Genomic DNA, 17,585 nt, shown 5'->3' with positions numbered 1-17,585 from the left:
GCACACCTTTGCGTACGGCGTTTGCTATTGCGCAAAGGTGTGCCAGTTCACTCCACTATCAGCATGGCTGCTCTTACTTTTTTTGCAGCCTCACTGCAGCGCCGCCGCCTGCAGCAAGCGCAAGCTGCAATGTGTCGTTACGTGTGAGCCTGCGTGTGTCGATGCGTACGTCGCTCGGGGTCTCTCCATCGGTATAGATGGTGGCGGTCCAGCTGCCTTCGCCCAGGAACGAGAGCGGCAGGGTCAGCGTGCGCGCCTGCTCGTTGGTCATCGCGCCCACATACCAGTCCTTGCCGCTACGCCGCGCCAGTGCGATGTGCTCGCCGATGGCGCCATCCAATGCGCGCGTCTGGTCCCAGCTTGCAGGCACATCGCGCAGGAACTGCGCGGCGGGCACGTTTTCGTATTGCTCGGGACTGTCGGCAACCACCGCAAACGGACTCTCGTAGACCACGTACATCGCCAATTGCTGCGCGCGTGTGGTCATCACCTGCGGCCCGAAGTGCTGTGGCTTGAACTCGGCCGGGTGGACATTGCGAAAGCCGCCAGGGGTGTAATCCATCGGTCCAAGCAACATGCGCGTAAACGGCAAAGTGAGGTTGTGGGTCGCGGTGATGCGTGCGCTCCACTTGTTGTACTCGGCGCCGAGCACGCCCTCTTGGGTGAGATAGTTCGGATAGGTGCGGGTCAGCCCGGTCGGGTGATACGCACCGTGCAGATCCACCAGCAACCTGTGCTCGGCGGCCTTGCTCAGCAGACGATGATAGAAGTCCACCATCTGCTGGTCGTCGCGGTCCATGAAATCGACCTTGATGCCCTTGATGCCCAGCTGCTGGTACCAGGTGAGCGCTTGGTCCATGTGCGCATCGAGCGCGCGCCAGTGCGCCCACAGCCACAGCCCCACACCGCGCTTGCGTGCGTAGTTCACCAGACCAGGCAGATCGAGTTGCTCGACCGGGCGGAGAATGTCTGCATCGGCGTTGTACTGGCCATCGCCGGTACTGCCGTAGTACCAGCCGTCGTCGATCAGCATGTATTGCAGCTTCAAATCCCGCGCATGATCGATATAGCGCTGGATGGTGGCGGTATTCATGCCCGGGTTCGCCACCCCGCTGGCCAGGCTGCCCGACCACCAATCCCACGCCGATTTGCCCGCGCGCACCCAACTCGCATCGAAGGCGGGCGGCGGGTTCAGCGCAGAAATCAAATTGGATTCGATCAGGCTCGCGGGGTTGCCGGCCAGCATGATCACACGCCATGGCGTGGCGAAATCGCGTCCCTTCGCATCGATGCTGACCGCCACCGTGGGGTCGTCCAGGCGCGGCGAAAGTTTTGCCGAGACGCCCAGACCGCCATCGGAACGACCGGTGAGATACAAGCCGGCGTAATCGCGCAGATTCGCTTCGCCGATCGCAAGCGTGGTGCCGTTGGCGTCCGTCTGGCACACCAGAGGTAACTCGAGCAGATGATGCGCGCGCAATCTGGATGCGGCGATTGCATCGTATTCGCCCTCGTGGCTGGTTCCGAAGCGGCCCAGATTCAAGTTCCAGCAGCGGTAATCGTGGGGGAATGCAAAGCTGGTGAGTTCGTCGCGAATGCGCACCTGGCCCGCATCCGGCAAGACGTAACGCAGCGCAATGCCGTCGTCATACGCACGCAGTTCGATGTTGAGCTTGCGGTGTTGCGTATCGGCCAGTTGCACGCGCAGTTCTCGATAGTGGTCGCGTGCCTGTCGCGTCTTTCCCACCGCCAAGGTGAAGCGGCTGTCGTGCAGTTCGGTCGTGCTGCCTTCTAGCGTCATGTCACGGCCGAGCTTGTTGCCTCGGCCCAGATCCAGCCCGAGCGGTGCATCGTCGAGCACCAACGTGTTGCGATACAGCACGCGATAGCTGGGCACGCCGCCGTCGCGCAGCGTGAATTCCACTTGCGTGCGTGCATCGGGCGACTGTACGCGCAAGCTCTGTGCTGCAGCGGGTGCAGCGATCAAACACAACAATGCACATGCCGCGGGGACTGCGGACTGGATCAGGTTTCGCATGATTCCCTCCTCCTGGGATTGCCAACCCTAACGCAGAAAGGTTGTTGTCGATATCCAGCTGGGGTAACGTTACCTCGCACCATGGCCGCTGAAACAGGGGCGGCAGCCACGGGCGGCATCACGGAGGTCATGACGCAGAACGTCTGCACGACGGGTTGCCGATTGCATCGAAGCGGTGTGCACCGTTGTGTGGCAGTAGAGCTTGGGAGAGGCCTCTAATGCTGATGGTTCGCAGGGCGTTCCGCCGCGGAGCGCTGTGGGTGTTGTGTGCTTGCATGGGTTGGACTGCAGTGGAGGCAGCGCCTGCCGACGATCCGCCCGGTCCGTATGACGTGCGCGTGCTTGCCGGTGGCGTTGCGCTGATCAAGAAGCTCGCCGCCCAGACGCCGTGGTTGTCTGCCGATGCGGACTGGAGCGTGGTTGGATGGGTGCGCCCATCACGTTCGATTACAGGTCCTGCATTGATTGCAGGCGTCGGCGATCCGCAAGGCGCAGGCCGGTACTTCGCAATCGATGGCGGCACACTCGGCTTTGCGCAGGGCGCCGACAATGTGCTGCGCAGTACGCAGACCTTGCGTGCAGGCAGCTGGACGCAAGTGGCCGCAGTTGCCCAGGGAGAACGCCTGACCCTGTACGCCAACGGCCGCAAGGTCGCCAGCGGTCGTGTGCAACGGACGGCCATCGCGCCGACGCTCGTCTTCGGTCCACGCCAGCAACCTGCGGCGTATACGCAACATTTCGGCGGCGATATCGCGGGCTTTACCGCACAGGCGGGCGCGCTGGATGCACAGGCCATTGCACGGCTTGCCGCAAACGCGCCGGATCCGGCACTGCAGCGCTTCGAAGACGCATCGCCAGGCTGGCGTTTGCAGGTCAAGCAGATGGCCGGCCAGCTTGCGCCGCAGCCGGCTGCGACGTTGCCGCGCAGCAGCGCAGCGTTCTCGGCGCCGGTTGCACAGCCAGTACCGGATGCGCCTGCGCTGCAATCGCTGGATGCCGCATCCTGGCGTGTGGATGCATGGCAACTGGCCGCAGCACCGGAGCTTGGTGCAGCGACCGGCGCCACGCTGTCGCGTCGTGATGACACCACCGGCAATGCGTCGTGGCGTGTGGCGACCGTGCCCGGTACCGTGCTCACCACGCTGGTCGACCGTGGCGTGTATCCGGATCCGGACATCGGCCTGAACAATATGGCCATTCCCGAAGCGTTGAGCCGTCAGGACTGGTGGTACCGCAGCAGTTTCGATCTGCCTGCCGCCGCGCAAGGCAAGTGTCTGGAACTGCTGTTCAATGGCATCAACTATGCCGGCGAAGTCTGGGTCAACGGCGTGCAGGTCGGGCGTACGCGCGGCGCATTCGCACGCGGTCGTTTCGATGTCAGCAGGCAGCTCAAGCCAGGTCGCAACGTCATTGCGGTACGGGTGTCGCCGCCACCGCATCCGGGCATTGCGCACGAACAATCGATGCGCGCAGGCGTCGGCGAAAACGGCGGCATGCAGGCCCTGGATGGCCCGACCTTTATCGCCACCGAGGGTTGGGACTGGATTCCCGCGGTACGCGACCGTAATGCCGGTCTGTGGCAGGACGTGCAGTTGCACGCCAGCGGCCCGCTCGCACTTGGCGACATCCAGGTGCTGACCGCGCGCTTGGCGCCGGATCATCAACGCGCCGAACTGGAAATCAATGTGCCGCTGCGCAACGACACGCCTGCCGCAGTGCAGGGCAATGTGCAGCTGGCCTTCGGCGATGTGACCATCCAGCGCCAGGTCACGGTGCCGGCCGGCGGCAGTACGCTGAAGTTCACTGCGGCCGACACGCCGCAGTTGCGCCTCGTCAACCCGCGGCTGTGGTGGCCCAACGGCTACGGCGAGCCTGCGCTGTACACGCTGCAAGTGGGCGTCGATGTGGAAGGCGCGCGCTCGGATGCGCAGCAGCTGCGCTTCGGTATTCGCGAAGTGACCTACGAGCTGTCGTTATTCGACGACGAGGGCGCATTGCGCCGTGTGCTGGTCGATCTCAACCAGGCCCGCCAGCGTGGCGAACGCATCGTCGATGTACGCCATGCGGCGATCCGGCCGGTACCCGGCGGCAACGCGCAGTCGCTGTATCCCGGTGCGCTGGGCTCGCCGGCAGTTCAGCAGCTGGACGATTCCACGCTGGCCCCGCATCTGGTCATCCGCATCAACGGTGTGCGCATTGCGGTGAAGGGCGGTAACTGGGGCATGGACGATTGGCGCAAGCGCGTGTCGCGTGAGCGGCTGGAGCCGTACTTTCGCCTGCAGCGCGATGCGCACTTCAATGTGGTGCGCAACTGGGTGGGGCAGAACACCGAAGCAAGCTTCTTCGAGCTGGCCGACGAATACGGCATGTTGGTGCTCAACGATTTCTGGCAGTCCACGCAGAACTACAACATGGAACCGGCCGACGCGGCGCTGTTCCTGGACAACGCGGCCGAGGTGATCAAGCGCTTCCGCAATCATCCGTCCATCGTGTTGTGGTTCGGGCGCAACGAAGGCGTGCCGGCCCCCATCCTCAACGAAGGCCTGGACAAGCTGGTCGCCGAACTCGACGGCACGCGCTGGTACACAGGAAGCTCCAACGAGATCAATTTACAAGGCAGTGGGCCGTACAACTATCGCGAGCCGGTGGCCTACTTCAACAAGCTGGCGCAGGGCTTCTCGGTGGAAGTGGGCACGCCATCGTTCTCCACGCTGGAGTCGTTCAAGGCCTCGGTGCCGGCGGTTGGCGACCAATGGCCAATCAGCGACGCCTGGGCGTACCACGATTGGCACCAGTCCGGTAATGGCGATACCAACAGTTTCATGCGCACGCTGACCGACAAACTGGGCGCGCCGACCAGCCTGGCCGATTTCGAGCGCAAGGCGCAGCTGCTCAATTACGAAACCCATCGCGCCATCTTCGAAGGCTTCAACGCGCAACTGTGGAGCAAGAACAGCGGCCGCCTGCTGTGGATGAGCCATCCGGCGTGGCCGAGCAACATGTGGCAGGTGTATAGCCACGATTACGACACCCATGCCGCGTATTACGGCGTGCGCACTGCAGCCGAGACGCTGCATGTGCAGATGAATCTGCCGGGGCACGAAGTGGTCGTGGTCAACAACGCTGCCACGCCGGTGCGTGGATTGCGTGTGCGTGCACAGGTGTACGCACACGACGGCACGCTGCTGCAACAGCGCGAACAGCCGCTGGACGCCGCGGCAGTGGCAGTGTCGGCACCCGTGCTGCAGTTGGCGCCGTTGCTGAAGGACACCAACGGGCTGGGCTTTGTGCGGCTGCAGTTGCTCGACCGCGACGCGGTGGTGCGTTCGCGCAACTTCTACTGGGTGGCGCGCGATGCGGTGGCGATGCGTGGGCTGGATGCGCTCGCAAAGGTGCCGTTGCAGCTCACCACACAATTGCAGCAGGGCAACGAGGCCATGCTGCGCGCCACTGTCCGCAACCGGTCGCAGCAGGTGGCCCTCAACACCAAGTTGACCCTGGTGGATGCGCAAGGCCAACGCATCCTGCCGGCCTATTACAGCGACAACTATCTGAGCCTGGTACCAGGCGAAGAGCGCGTGGTGGAAATTCGCGGGCCGTCCGCTGCCACCTTGCGCAACGCCACGCTGCAACTGCGTGGCTGGAATGCCGAACCATCGACAGGCGTCGCCAACGGGGCTCCGTAGCGACGTCTGCGTGTTGCCGCGCCGTGCCATGCACGGTGCCTCGCACTGACGCCCCGTCTGGTACGTCAGCCAATACCGCATTGCCGTGCCGGCAATGCCAGTCGAAACGGTCGTGGATTTGTCATCCCTGGGAGGGGACCATGAACAAGCTGCATTCGAATACCCGCCATACCCCGTTGGCCGCCGCGCTCGCGGCTGCGCTCACTCTGCTTGCCGGCGGCGCAAGCGCGCAAGACACCGCCACCGCTCCAGGCGTCACCGAACTGGACAAGGTGATGGTCAAGGGCGTGCGCGGCGCGCAGGCCGAAGCCATCGAGAACAAGCGCAGCGCGGCGCAGATCATCGATTCGATCTCTGCCGAAGACATCGGCAAATTGCCCGACGTCACCATCACCGATTCGTTGCAGCGCGTGCCTGGCGTGCAGATCCGGCGCTCGGCCGGCGAAGGTTCGCAGCTCAATATCCGCGGCATGCCGCAGGTGCAGACCACCATGAACGGCGAGTTGTACCTGAGTGCAGGCGGCGGCGATCAATATGGTCAGCCGAACATCGGCCGCGCGCAGCCGGATTTCGTGGACATTCCACCCACGCTGTTCAGTGGCGTGGACGTGATCAAATCGCCCACTGCCGCCGATCTGGATGGCGGCATCAGCGGCACGGTCTCATTGAAGACGCGGCGCCCATTCGATCTGCCGGAAGGCTGGACCTTCAGCGGCCAGGCCGAAGGCTCGTACGGCGACCGCGTGCAGAAAGCCAACGCGTTGTATTCGGGATTGGCCAGTTTTCGCACCGCGCGTTGGGGCGCGTTGCTGGCGGTGTCGTATTCGGATGCCACGCTGGAAAACAAGCACCCCAGCGTATATTCCAACGGCGCACAGAAATCCACCGAACAGAACGTCGGCTTCGACTTCAACGGCGATGGACGTATCGGCAGCAATACCGACCCGGGCAACCTGCCGCGCGACTACTTCTACAACTGGGTGGCGACCGAGCTGGATAACCGCAGCACCGATCGCCAGCGCACCGGCATCAATGGCTCGTTCCAGTTCAACATCAACGATTCGTGGACCGTGTTGGCGGACGCGGCCTACACCAAGCTGGAAGACCACGACACCTCGGTTGCCGCGCAGCTGCACACCGGTTGGGCGACCAATCAGTTGCAGCCGGGATCTGTGGTCGATCCCAACGGCGTGTTGGAGTACGGCAATTTTCGTTACAACCGCTTTCAGGCGCATTCGATGGCCGGGGTGGCGGATTCGGATGCGCTCAATACCAATCTGGAATTGCGTTACGACGACGGCGGCCCATTCCGTGCCTCGTTCCGCTGGGTGCATGGCGATGCGCAGCGCACCTACGACGAAGCGCGTGCCGATGCAGCAGTGACGCGCGGCGACCAGATCCCACGTGCCGGCGGTGTGACCCAGTGGGCCAACGTCAATGGCCTGCCCACCGTGGATGCATCGGTGGATTTCCGCGGCACCTACCCGGCGGTCAACCTCGCGACCGATGTGTCCAATCCAGACAATTGGCAGCTGATGTCCACCTGGGCGCAGGGCAACAAGATCGATGCCAAGATGGACGCGTTCCGCGCCGATGGCACCTTCGAGTTCGACGAGGGCGTGGTACGCGGCTTCCAGTTCGGCATTCGCTACGGTGAGCGCGATTTCAAGCTCGATACCTATCGGTATCTGTCGCCGGTGTCGTCCAGCTGTGCCGACCCGAACCGTTCGCTGTACTACTACAAGGATCCGCTGATCGTCGATACCTGCAGCGGCGTGTCCGAAGCGCGCTTGCTGCCGTTCAATTCGATTCCCGGCTACTGGGCGTATTTCAACGACTTCGATCCGCTCAAGGTCACCGGCCTGGGCAGTCAGGGCCTACCGGCGATCAACCCACAGGCGATGAAAGACCCGGTTGCTTATCTCAACAGCCTGTATCCGGGCAACGTGGCGTATCAGCAGGCAGCCGATTCCTACCAGGTCACCGAAAAAACCAGCTCGGCCTATTTCATGGCCAACCTGGAAGGCGGGACCGGCACGCCCGTGCCGTGGACGGCCAACATCGGCGCGCGCATCGTGCAGACCAAGCTGGCGATCGACCAGTACCTGAGCAGCGGCAACGTCTATATCGGCAATGTCGAATGGAACGGCGTCAGTCCCGCGATCGGCACCAACCGTCTCAATCGCCAGTACACAGATGTGCTGCCCAGCGCGAACCTGTCGCTGGACGTCACCGACGCGCAGAAGCTGCGTTTCGCCTACAACAAGGCGGTTGCGCGTCAGGACCTGCCCGATCTGGGCCGTGGTCTGGTGAGCTTCTATGCGGTCAATGGCACGCCGCCGCGTAATCCGTCGCTGCCATCGGATGCGGTGCTGTTCCTCAATGGCCGTTCGGGTAATCCGGATCTGGATCCGTACCGCGCCACCAACTACAACGCCTCGTGGGAATGGTATTTCGCCGATGCCTCGTTGATCAGCGTGGGTGCGTTTCTGATCGACGTGAAGTCGTTCCCCACCACCGTTACCAATATCGAAGCCTTGCCCGATGCCGATGGCGTCGTGCGCGCGGGCGGCCCGGTCGAGCGCATCGTCAATGGCGGCGGAGGCAAGATCAAGGGCTTTGAAATCGGCTACCAGCAGGCCTTCGATTTCCTGCCGGGCTGGCTGAGCGGCTTCGGCACCAACATCAACTACACCTTCTCCGATGCCGATACCGACAACACCGATATCGACGGCAACACGCTGCCGATCGGTGACAACTCCAAACACCAGGCCAACGCGGTGCTGTGGTATCAGAAGGACAAGCTGCAGGCGCGCGTGGCCTACAACTGGCGCAGCAAGCGCTTCAGTCAGGTCAACAGTTCCGCATGGGGCGACGAGCTGGCGATCTGGAACGACGACGTCGGCTACCTGGACGCGTCGCTGAGCTACGACGTCAACGATCACCTGACCCTGTACGCCCAGGCCACCAACCTGACTGGCGAAAGCGAACGCCGTTACGCACAGTGGACCAATCACTACTTCGACCAGAACATCTTCGAGCGTCGCTACTACGCGGGTCTGCGTTTGCGCTTCTGATGCCATGCACTGATGCAAGACACTGATGTGCGGCACGGTGCGTCCCCGCGCCGTGCTGCACATGCGGTTGTCCTCGTTCCTCTCCAAGCGGTCATTGCGCGTTCTTCCCGTCGCCGTTTGATACGGCGCTGCATTACGTTCGGCGGTGACGTCGAATACCCTCCCATTCGGCTACATCGTCGGGAAGCGATGTGGCCGTTTTTTTGCGTGGTTGGGCGGGCGTCTGCGCAATCACGCCGGCAGTTGAATGCTGCAACTGTCAGTCTGATTGCTGTTGAAACGGCAGCGGTCGGCCGCGACGGCGCAGCGTGCGCACAGATTGAGGTGCTGCGTCTATGCCGACCCGGGATGGTGATGGCGCGCTGTGGCGCTATGTCTTCGGCGGCCCTGCCGTCGAGCCACGCTTGACCAGCGTGTACTTCATCACCTGATGCACGCCGGGCGCGGTGTCGCCCTTGCGGCGTTGACGAACCGCGTCGGCCAGCAGTGACACAGCAGCACGACCCATCGCAGTGACCGGTTGGTGCACGGTGGTGAGTTCGGGCCAGATGGTGGTGGCCACCGGCGTATCGTCGAAGCCGGCGATGGAGACATCTTCGGGCACGCGCAAGCCCAGTCCGTGCGCGACCGCCACCGCTGCGGCCGCCATGTCGTCGTTGCTGCAGAAGATCGCCGTGGGTGGTGGCCGCTGCGCCAACAGGCTGCGTGCGGCCAGGAGACCGGAGTGATAGGTGAACAGGCCCTCGGCGATCAAGCCATCTGCGACCGACACGCCGGCAGCATGCAGGCTGTCGAGATAGCCGTTGGCGCGCAGTGCGCTCGGGGTGTGTTTGGGGTCGCCCTTGATCAACGCAATGCGACGATGCCCGAGCTCGATCAGGTGGTCGACGATGGCGCGTGCGGCCTGGTAGTCGTCGATCCGCACCGAGCTGATTTGCGCCATCGGTGCGCCGCTGGCCACCGCCACGACCGGAATGCCGCGCGCATCGAGTTCGGCGATGGTCTGGCGCGAGTCGCATAACGGCGGTGGCAGGATCACCCCATCGACGCCGGCAGCGAGCAGGCGCTCGGTGGCCGCACGCTGGCTGCGGATGGCACCGCACTTCTCCACCATGACCTGGCTGCCGGTGAGGCTGCTCTGCTCAAGCAGGCCGAGCATGAATTGATTGAGGTATGCGGCGCTCGGGTTGCTGTACAGCACGCCGATACGCAGCAGCCCGCTGGTCCGCAACGAGCGGCCGGCGAGGTTGGGCCGGTAGCCCAATGCCTGTACCGAGGCCTCCACGCGCGCGCGCATCGCTTCGCCCACATGCGGGTGACGGTTGATCACACGCGAAGCGGTCATCGGCGAGACGCCGGCGTGTTTGGCGACATCCAACAACGTCGCCGCATTGTTCGCACTGCGTTGGCGCTTGGCCACCATTGTGTGTGCTCATCCTGGAGTAAGAGCGAATGCGCGCGCTACCGGTTCGACGTGTGAAGCGACCACGAAAAACAACCGACCCATCACCTGACGCAGTACCAGCGGCGGCTGCCGGTCATCGCCGAATCCACCGCCTACGCACCGCTGCCGAGCAAGTGATGTGCCTCTACCCGGTACGACCCGCGGCCAGTGGCAGCCGCTTCATCGCAACTGCGCACTTGCCAGACGAACGCGCCGATCTGCGCAAGCAGCAGCGCCAGGCATCGTGCGATTCCTGCATGCGCCTGGCGCTTGAAAACCGGCAAATCACGGCCGAATCGAGCGTTCGGCGCATGCCCCGCATCATCCTGGCCATTCACTCGCTCGGCGGTTGCACGCTCTTCGCGCGGCTGCCGAAATCGCCATCGGCTTCTGCGGCGAGATACGCGAACACGGTGTAGGCGGCCACGTTCTGCGCGAGCGCCTTGGGGTCGATCTTGTCCAGCGTGTCGTCGGCGGTGTGGTGCAGGTCGAAGTAGTCGGTGCCATCCTGCGCCAGCCACCCCCAAGCGCCACCCTTGGCGGAAATCGGCCCGACATCCGGTCCGGGGCCACCCTTGCCCGGTTCATACGCGATGCCCAATGGTGCCAGCACCTCGGCAATCTGCTTGGTCGCTGCACGCGAGTCTTCCGGTGCGGCCGCACCGGTGTTGAACGCGTAGATGCGCCCGGCGCCGAAATCGCTTTCCGCGCCGATCTGGTGCAGTGCCATGTCCTTGGCATCGGTGCCATGCGCGGCGGCATACGCCTTGCCGCCGTACAGGCCTTGCTCTTCGTTGGCGAAGGCCACCACGCGGATGGTGCGCTTGGGTGGCTGCTTGAGTTGGCCGATCAGGTGGCCGGCAGCCATCGTGATCGCCACGCCGGCGCCGTCGTCGATGGCGCCGGTGCCCAGATCCCATGAATCCAGATGTCCGCCGATCACCACCACTTCCTTGGGCTTGCTGCGCCCGGTGATTTCGCCGATTACGTTGTACGAGGTGGCCGTGCCGTCCCAGCCGCAATCCAACTTCAGGCGCACGCGCGTGCTGCCCAGTGCGGTGAGCCGCGCGAGCTGGTTGGCATCGGGCACCGACAGCGCTGCAGCCGGCACCGGCGTCAGGCCCTCATCGAAACGGGTGATGCCGGTATGCGGCACGCGGTGCGAGTCGGTGCCGGCCGAGCGCATGACAAATCCAATGGCACCCTTGCGTATCGCTTCGGACGGCCCCTTGCTGCGCACGGCGCCGCCATTGCCGTAATCCTTGCCGTCGCGCGCCTTGACCATCTGGTAATCGACGAAGGCAATCTTGCCGGCCAGCGAGCCGGCTGGCGCGGCCTGCAACGCAGCCAGCGTTTCGAAACGCACCACCTCGCCCTCGACGGTGCCGCCCGGGCTGCCGCCCAATGCGGTGATGGTCAACGGCTGCGCATGCGCCCCGATCACGACAGCGTGTTCGCTGCGACGCTCCCATTTCGGAAAGGTCACCGGCTCGGTCCATACCTTGTCGAAACCCAGCGAAGCGAATTTCGCCTTGGCCCAGGCCACCGCACGCGGGTCTGCTTCGCCACCTGCAATGCGCGGGCCCACCTCGGTGGTCAACGATTGGACCACCGAAAAGCCGGTGTCATCGGCCAGCGCCTGCTCGCGTAGCTGCGCTGCGGTACGCAATGCGCTGTCGGGGATGCTGGTCTGCGCGGCGAGTGCGGAGGAGCAGGCGAGTAGGGCAGAGATGGCAACAGCGAGACGACGCATGCAGGGCGGCTCCAACGACAAGGGGACCCCGAGCTTATCAGCGCCAGGTCCCCCGTCTGCGTGCGAAAGGTCATCCTTCTGCGCGAAGTTGCGCCACAGGATGCGCCAGTTGGTTGTGCCCGCTTACAGCGCGCCCGGCGGCTTGAGCGTGTCGTTCTTGAGCGCGTCGCGAATCTCGCGCAGCAGCAGTACTTCTTCGCTCGGGCCCTTCGGCGCGTCCGGCTTGCGGTGGGTCACGCGGTTGATCAACTTGACCACCAGAAAGATCGCGAAAGCGATGATCAGGAACTGCACGACGGTGTTGATGAAATCGCCGTAGCCAATGGCAACGGCCGGGATTTCCTTGCCGGTGGCATCGACGCCGGCCGGCTTGAGTACCCACGCCAGGCGCGAAAAATCCACATTGCCGATGGCCCAACCGATCGGCGGCATGATGATTTTCTCCACCAGAGCGGTGACGATCTTGCCGAACGCCGCACCGATGACCACACCGACCGCCAGGTCGATGACATTGCCGCGCATTGCGAATTGCTTGAATTCGCTGACCATTCCCATAGTGCACTCCAACTGCGGTCGCGGACCAACTGCCGCAGCCCGATCGTAGCCGGCTCGATGTCAGCCCGCGATGATGCCGTGGCGCTCGGCGACGTTCTCCAGGCGCGCACTGAACTGGTCGCCCGGCAGCAACGGGCCGACGCCGGCCGGCGTGCCCATGAAGATCAGGTCGCCTGCGCGCAGTGCATAGAGTTTGGAAAGCTCATGCAGGATCTCCGGCACGTTCCAGATCATTTGATCCAGCAACGACTGCTGACGCACCTGGCCATTGACCTCCAGCGACAGATTCAGCGCCTCCAGCGCGCCGACTTCGCCGGCATGCACCAGCTCGCTGATCGGTGCGGAGTGATCGAAGCCCTTCGCGATGTCCCACGGCAAGCCCTTGGCCTTGGCCGCGGCCTGCAGGTCGCGACGGGTCAGATCCAGGCCCACGCCGTAGCCGTAGATCAGGCGCTCGGCCTGTTCCACCGGCAACTCGCCGGCCGGCGCATCGCTGCCCAGCGCCACCACCAGTTCCACTTCATGGTGCAGTTCCTTGGTGCCGGGCGGGTAGGGAATGTGGTCGCCGTGGCCGACCACGATGGCATCGGCAGGCTTCATGAAAAAGGTCGGCTGGCCACGCTCGGCCTTGGAGGCTGGTGCGGTGGCGCCCATCTCGCGCGCATGGTCGGCAAAGTTGCGCCCCACGCAGTAGATGCGATGCACCGGAAAACTACCACCACCCACCACAGGAATGCGCGGAACATCGGCGGCGGGAATCACATCGTGGGTCATGCGCGCATCCTCAACATACGGGCAGATGAGTCTAGCGGTTCGCCTGTGTACGACGGAACCATGACGCTTTGCATCCAGTGCATGACATGGCCGGGCTGGCAGCGCTGCGAGGCCTCTGAAGCGTCGACGCGTGAGTGGCAATGCGTACAACCAGACGATTGCGAACCCACTACAGAGCTGGCAGTGCGGCGCTGGCGTTCGATGCGAGCGCGGTGTGCATTGATGCGGCAGTGAGAAGACGTGCGCGCAGGGCGGTGAACTGGTGCTCGAAGCAGCACCCAATGCGCCTGTAGCCCATCAGCGCAGCGCAGCACCCGGCGACATGGCACTGCGCAACGCGCGGCAAGCCATCGCACGCCAGGTGTGGCGTGCTGGAATCAAATCATCATCGATGCAGGCATCGGCCAACCCCCGCACCTGCTGCGCAGGTCGAGACCGCGGCGCAGCGATGCAGTCGGCCAGGTGTCAGTGCGACAACGGCAACGCGGGCTTGCGCACCACGTGGTACTCGGCGTCGACCACGCGTGCCTGCTGCGGTGTGCGGCGGTTCGACTTGCTCAACAGCTTCCAGGCGATGCCGCCCAGGATCATTGCTGCGCCAACGAACACGCTGAAGAAGATTAGCACCGCAAGGATCACCAGACCGGCCAGGCCGGCGGCAACGCGCACCAATGGGTGACGCGGCTTGCGCGGCGCAAACAGGTGATGGAAGTTGCCGAATTGGAAGAGGCGTGCGGGCATGGCGGTGCGCTGCCGGGCAGGAAACGAGGGCGCAGTATCGTTGCGGTTTCATGTCATTGAGTGAAAAGTTCGTTAATTGACACTGCAATTTGCGAAGGCGATCACGTGCGGCAGGCGTCGATGACGGCGTATACGGCCAGTTGTGGCCGGTTGGCTGGGCAATGGCGTTGTCCCGCAGTCGCCGTCTGGGGCTCCCCGTGCTGGCCAGGCGCGCATGCCACAATCCAGGCCCATTGCCATCGTTGCCCGGTCCCCTGCATGTCGTTGCCATCGCCCACCACGCTTGCCACGTTGATGCAGATTCCCGATGCCGGGTTTCTGGAAGTGGAAGCACTGCTGGAGAGCGGTGCCGAATCGCTGGTGCTGTATCGCGAAGGCACCCAGGTCCGTGCGTGGTTGAACATCTGCCCGCATGCCGGCCGCCGGCTGGACTGGGCGCCGGGGCAGTTCCTGAAGACCAAGGAAGGGCAGTTGGTCTGCGCCGCGCACGGTGCGGCCTTCGAACTCAGCGGTGGCGAATGCGTCAGCGGCCCATGCCGCGGCCAGTCGCTGTTTGCGGTGCCGGTGCGGGTTGAAGATGAGCAGGTGCTGCTGGGGTAAGCGGCAGGAACGATTGCCGATGACGCTTTGTCGGCCGCTCGAAAAAAGCGCAACGCCGGATCAGCGCGCCGCCCACCAGAACATCAGGTTGATCACCGATACCATCACCACGATGTAGATCAGCGACAGCGGTGCGCCCACGCGCCACAACTCGCGCGGTTGATAGTTGGCCGGGCCGGCCACCATCGAGATCACCGGGTTGGACGCGGTCATCAGGTTGTTGGACGCCGACAACGCCACGATCAGCGCGAACGCGGTGGGGTTGCCGTTGGCGGCCAGCGCCAGATTGACTGCAATGGGCACCATCACGATGGTCGCGCCCACGTGGCTGATCACCAAGGAAAAAGCTGTGGTCAACAGTGCCAGGCTGATTTCCAGCGCCCACACCGGCACGCCTTCGGGCAGGCGGTCGATGGTGTGGCCGGCAACCCAGGCCGCGGTGCCGCTGCTGTCCATGGCCCAGCCCAGCGGAATCAGCCCGGCCATCATGAAGATGGTCTTCCAGTTGATCGAGGCGTAGGCCTCGTCCATGCGCAGCACGCCGCTGACCAGCATGCAGGCCACGCCGGTCATCAGTGTCAGCGCCACCGGCAGGCGCGAGGTCAGTGCGATCAGGATGGTGAAGGCGAAGATCGCCATCGCGATCTTGAACTTGTGCGGACGCTGCTCGCCTTTGGGGAAGTCGGTCACCGGCACGAAATCGCGGCTTTCCGCCGCCTGCACCAGGTCCTGCCAGATGCTGTGGAAGACCAGCATGTCGCCGGCGCGCAGCGGCACGTTGCGCACGTCTTCGCGGATGACCTGCTTGTCGCGGTTGATTGCCAACAGGCTGATGCCCGCCTGCTTGCGCAAGCGCAATTCGCCGGCGCTCTTGCCGATCAACCGCGAGTTCGGCGGAATCAACGCTTCGGAAATACCGGCCAGGCTGGGATTGAACAAATCGCCCAGGTTGCGCAGGCGCGAGGACATGCGCAGGAACTGGTTTTGCGCAAAGTCGGCCACTTCCTGGCGCGGGCCCATCGCGCCGAGCACGCTGCCGACCCAGATGCGCATATCGGCCGGCGGTGCCAGGCGGGTGTCGTTACCGGTCTTGAGCGCAAGCAGCAACGGTGCATCGTGCAAGGCTTCGGCCTCGCCCAGGGTCATGCCCACCAGCGGGCTTTCGGCGGTGACGGTCAGCTCGAACACATCGCCGTCGATGCCGTAGGTCTTGGCGAAATAGCTTTCGGTGCGCGAGGGCGTCACGCCTTCGTTGATCAGGCGTTCTTCTTCGATCAGCTTGCGATCGCCGTAGAAGCGAAAGTACAGCAGTGCGGCGATCAGCAGCGCCACGCCGATCGGCAGCGGCGCGAACATCGTCAACGGCTCGATGCTGGCCATGCCCGAGGGCAGGTTGTTGTTGGCCGAGACCAGCAGGTCGTTGAGCAGGATCAGCGGCGAATTGCCCACCATGGTGAGCGCGCCGCCCATCACGATGGCCGCGGCGATCGGCAGCAGCATGCGCTGCAAGGTGAGCCCGGTGCGTGCGGCCAGGCGCGAGGCGACCGGCAGGTACAACGCCATCACCGAGGGGTTTTGCATGAACGAGGAGTTCAAGCCGGAGATGGCCAGCGTCATCATCATCAGGCGCTGCTCGCTGCCGTGCGAACGCCGCAACAACCAGGTGGCCAACCGGTTCAACGCACCGGTGCGCTCCAGCCCCGCGCCCAGAATGGTGGTAGCGATGATGCTCATCACCGCATTACCGGAAAACCCACCGAACAGTTCTTCCGGCGCCACCAGCCCGGTGACGCCCAAGACCACCAGCACGATCAATGCCACCACGTCGGCGCGAATGCGCTCGAACAGGAACATCGCCATCGTGAAACCGACCAGCCCGAGGACGAGCTTCATATCGTTGGTCAGCGTCAGCGCGGTGTCCATTGGGGGCCGGGATTCGTGATTCGGGAGTGGAGATTGGTTAAAAGCGCTGAAGCGTCTGGTTGCCGGGGATGCCGCTGTTACGAATCCCCAATCCCGATTCCCGGTCATAAAGCAAATCCCACACACCGTGCCCAAGCTTCTGGCCGCGCGTCTCGAAGTGGGTTTGCGGGCGCCAGGCCGGGCGTTCGACGTGGCCGCGTGGGCCGGCGCGATTGACCAGGCCCGGGGTGGCATCGAGCACGTCCCACATCTGTTCGGCGTAATCGGCCCAGTCGGTGGCCGCATGCAGGCGGCCGCCCTCGCGCAGCTTGCGCACCAGCAACTGCGCGAATGCCGGCTGGATCAGGCGGCGCTTGTTGTGCCGCTTCTTGTGCCATGGATCGGGGAAATAGATACGCACTTCGTCCAGCGCGCCGTCGGCGATTTCGTGTTCCAGCACTTCTACCGCGTCGTGGTGATACAGGCGCACATGGGTGCTGCCGTCTTCGTCCAGCGCGTTGAGCAGGCGGCCCACGCCAGGAGCATGCACCTCGATGCCGATGTAATCGCGGCTTGGGTCCTGCTGGGCGGCAAAGCGCAACGCGGCGCCATTGCCGAAGCCGATCTCCAGCACCTTGTGCGCATCGCGTCCGAAGGTGGCAGCCAGATCGCGCGGCGCACCGGTGTAGTCCAGCCCGAACCGCGGCCACAGGTCGTCGAAGGCGCGTTGCTGCGCGGGGGTGAAACGGCCCTGGCGCAGCACGAAGCTGCGCACCTGCCGGCGGCCCTCTTCGATGGTGAAGGGCTTGGGCGGCATCTTGGCGCCGTCGCTGGTGAAAGGATCAGTCATGAATTAAGTCATCGGCAAAACGAAAGCCCCTCTCCCACCGGAGCGAGGAGGCACAGTTGCGCGCCATGGCGCGCGTGCCTGGGAGCGCCCACGACGCAGGCACGGGCCGGGGCGCGGGGCGGGGCGGAGGTCGGGGTGAGGGTACGGCGTGAGGGGGGGCGCTCG

Annotated in this window: 11 protein-coding genes; 3 read left to right on the top strand and 8 right to left on the bottom strand. The window is 64.1% G+C overall.

What is annotated here, in order from left to right:
* Positions 1–73: 73 nt before the first annotated feature.
* Positions 74–2,038 carry a glycoside hydrolase family 97 protein gene (locus tag ACCQ15_RS16270; RefSeq protein ID WP_218504510.1) on the bottom strand — a complete coding sequence of 655 codons (1,965 nt, stop codon included), beginning with the start codon at positions 2,036–2,038 and terminating at the stop codon, positions 74–76.
* A gap of 218 nt (positions 2,039–2,256) precedes the next feature.
* Between ACCQ15_RS16270 and ACCQ15_RS16265 the strand changes: the two genes are divergently transcribed.
* Complete coding sequence (locus ACCQ15_RS16265; protein WP_372380800.1) at positions 2,257–5,724, top strand: glycosyl hydrolase 2 galactose-binding domain-containing protein; 3,468 nt, start codon at positions 2,257–2,259, stop codon at positions 5,722–5,724.
* 140 nt (positions 5,725–5,864) lie between these two features.
* On the top strand, positions 5,865–8,801 hold the full coding sequence (locus ACCQ15_RS16260) for a TonB-dependent receptor (RefSeq protein WP_372380799.1): 2,937 nt from the start codon (positions 5,865–5,867) through the stop codon (positions 8,799–8,801).
* A gap of 370 nt (positions 8,802–9,171) precedes the next feature.
* Here the strand turns inward: ACCQ15_RS16260 and ACCQ15_RS16255 are convergent, their stop codons facing one another.
* From ACCQ15_RS16255 to ACCQ15_RS16235, 5 genes are all read right to left on the bottom strand, one after another.
* Positions 9,172–10,224, bottom strand: a complete 1,053-nt coding sequence (locus ACCQ15_RS16255; RefSeq protein WP_008576822.1) for a LacI family DNA-binding transcriptional regulator — start codon at positions 10,222–10,224, stop codon at positions 9,172–9,174.
* Between the two features lie 355 nt (positions 10,225–10,579).
* The gene (locus tag ACCQ15_RS16250; RefSeq protein ID WP_218196845.1) at positions 10,580–11,998 is read right to left on the bottom strand and encodes a M20/M25/M40 family metallo-hydrolase; all 1,419 of its coding nucleotides are present in this window, start codon (positions 11,996–11,998) and stop codon (positions 10,580–10,582) included.
* A 123-nt stretch (positions 11,999–12,121) separates the two neighbouring features.
* Positions 12,122–12,553, bottom strand: a complete 432-nt coding sequence (gene mscL / locus ACCQ15_RS16245; RefSeq protein WP_003487203.1) for a large-conductance mechanosensitive channel protein MscL — start codon at positions 12,551–12,553, stop codon at positions 12,122–12,124.
* Between the two features lie 60 nt (positions 12,554–12,613).
* Positions 12,614–13,327: a fumarylacetoacetate hydrolase family protein gene (locus ACCQ15_RS16240; RefSeq protein ID WP_008576826.1), complete on the bottom strand. Its 714-nt coding sequence runs from the start codon at positions 13,325–13,327 to the stop codon at positions 12,614–12,616.
* Between the two features lie 465 nt (positions 13,328–13,792).
* Positions 13,793–14,068 (bottom strand): hypothetical protein, encoded by a 276-nt coding sequence (locus ACCQ15_RS16235; protein ID WP_008576828.1) that lies wholly within the window; start codon positions 14,066–14,068, stop codon positions 13,793–13,795.
* A 258-nt stretch (positions 14,069–14,326) separates the two neighbouring features.
* Here ACCQ15_RS16235 and ACCQ15_RS16230 point away from each other — a divergent pair, with 258 nt between their 5' ends.
* Positions 14,327–14,668: a Rieske (2Fe-2S) protein gene (locus ACCQ15_RS16230; RefSeq protein ID WP_008576830.1), complete on the top strand. Its 342-nt coding sequence runs from the start codon at positions 14,327–14,329 to the stop codon at positions 14,666–14,668.
* Between the two features lie 60 nt (positions 14,669–14,728).
* Here the strand turns inward: ACCQ15_RS16230 and ACCQ15_RS16225 are convergent, their stop codons facing one another.
* Entirely contained in the window at positions 14,729–16,591 is a 1,863-nt protein-coding gene (locus ACCQ15_RS16225) for an SLC13 family permease (RefSeq protein ID WP_029820147.1), read from the bottom strand.
* A 37-nt stretch (positions 16,592–16,628) separates the two neighbouring features.
* Positions 16,629–17,420 carry a tRNA (guanosine(46)-N7)-methyltransferase TrmB gene (gene trmB / locus ACCQ15_RS16220; RefSeq protein WP_029820146.1) on the bottom strand — a complete coding sequence of 264 codons (792 nt, stop codon included), beginning with the start codon at positions 17,418–17,420 and terminating at the stop codon, positions 16,629–16,631.
* Between the last annotated feature and the right edge of the window lie 165 nt (positions 17,421–17,585).

This window comes from Xanthomonas sp. NCPPB 1754 (assembly GCF_041475725.2).
In the GTDB taxonomy this organism is placed as follows: domain Bacteria; phylum Pseudomonadota; class Gammaproteobacteria; order Xanthomonadales; family Xanthomonadaceae; genus Xanthomonas; species Xanthomonas euvesicatoria.
This window is presented reverse-complemented; position numbering and strand designations above follow the sequence as displayed.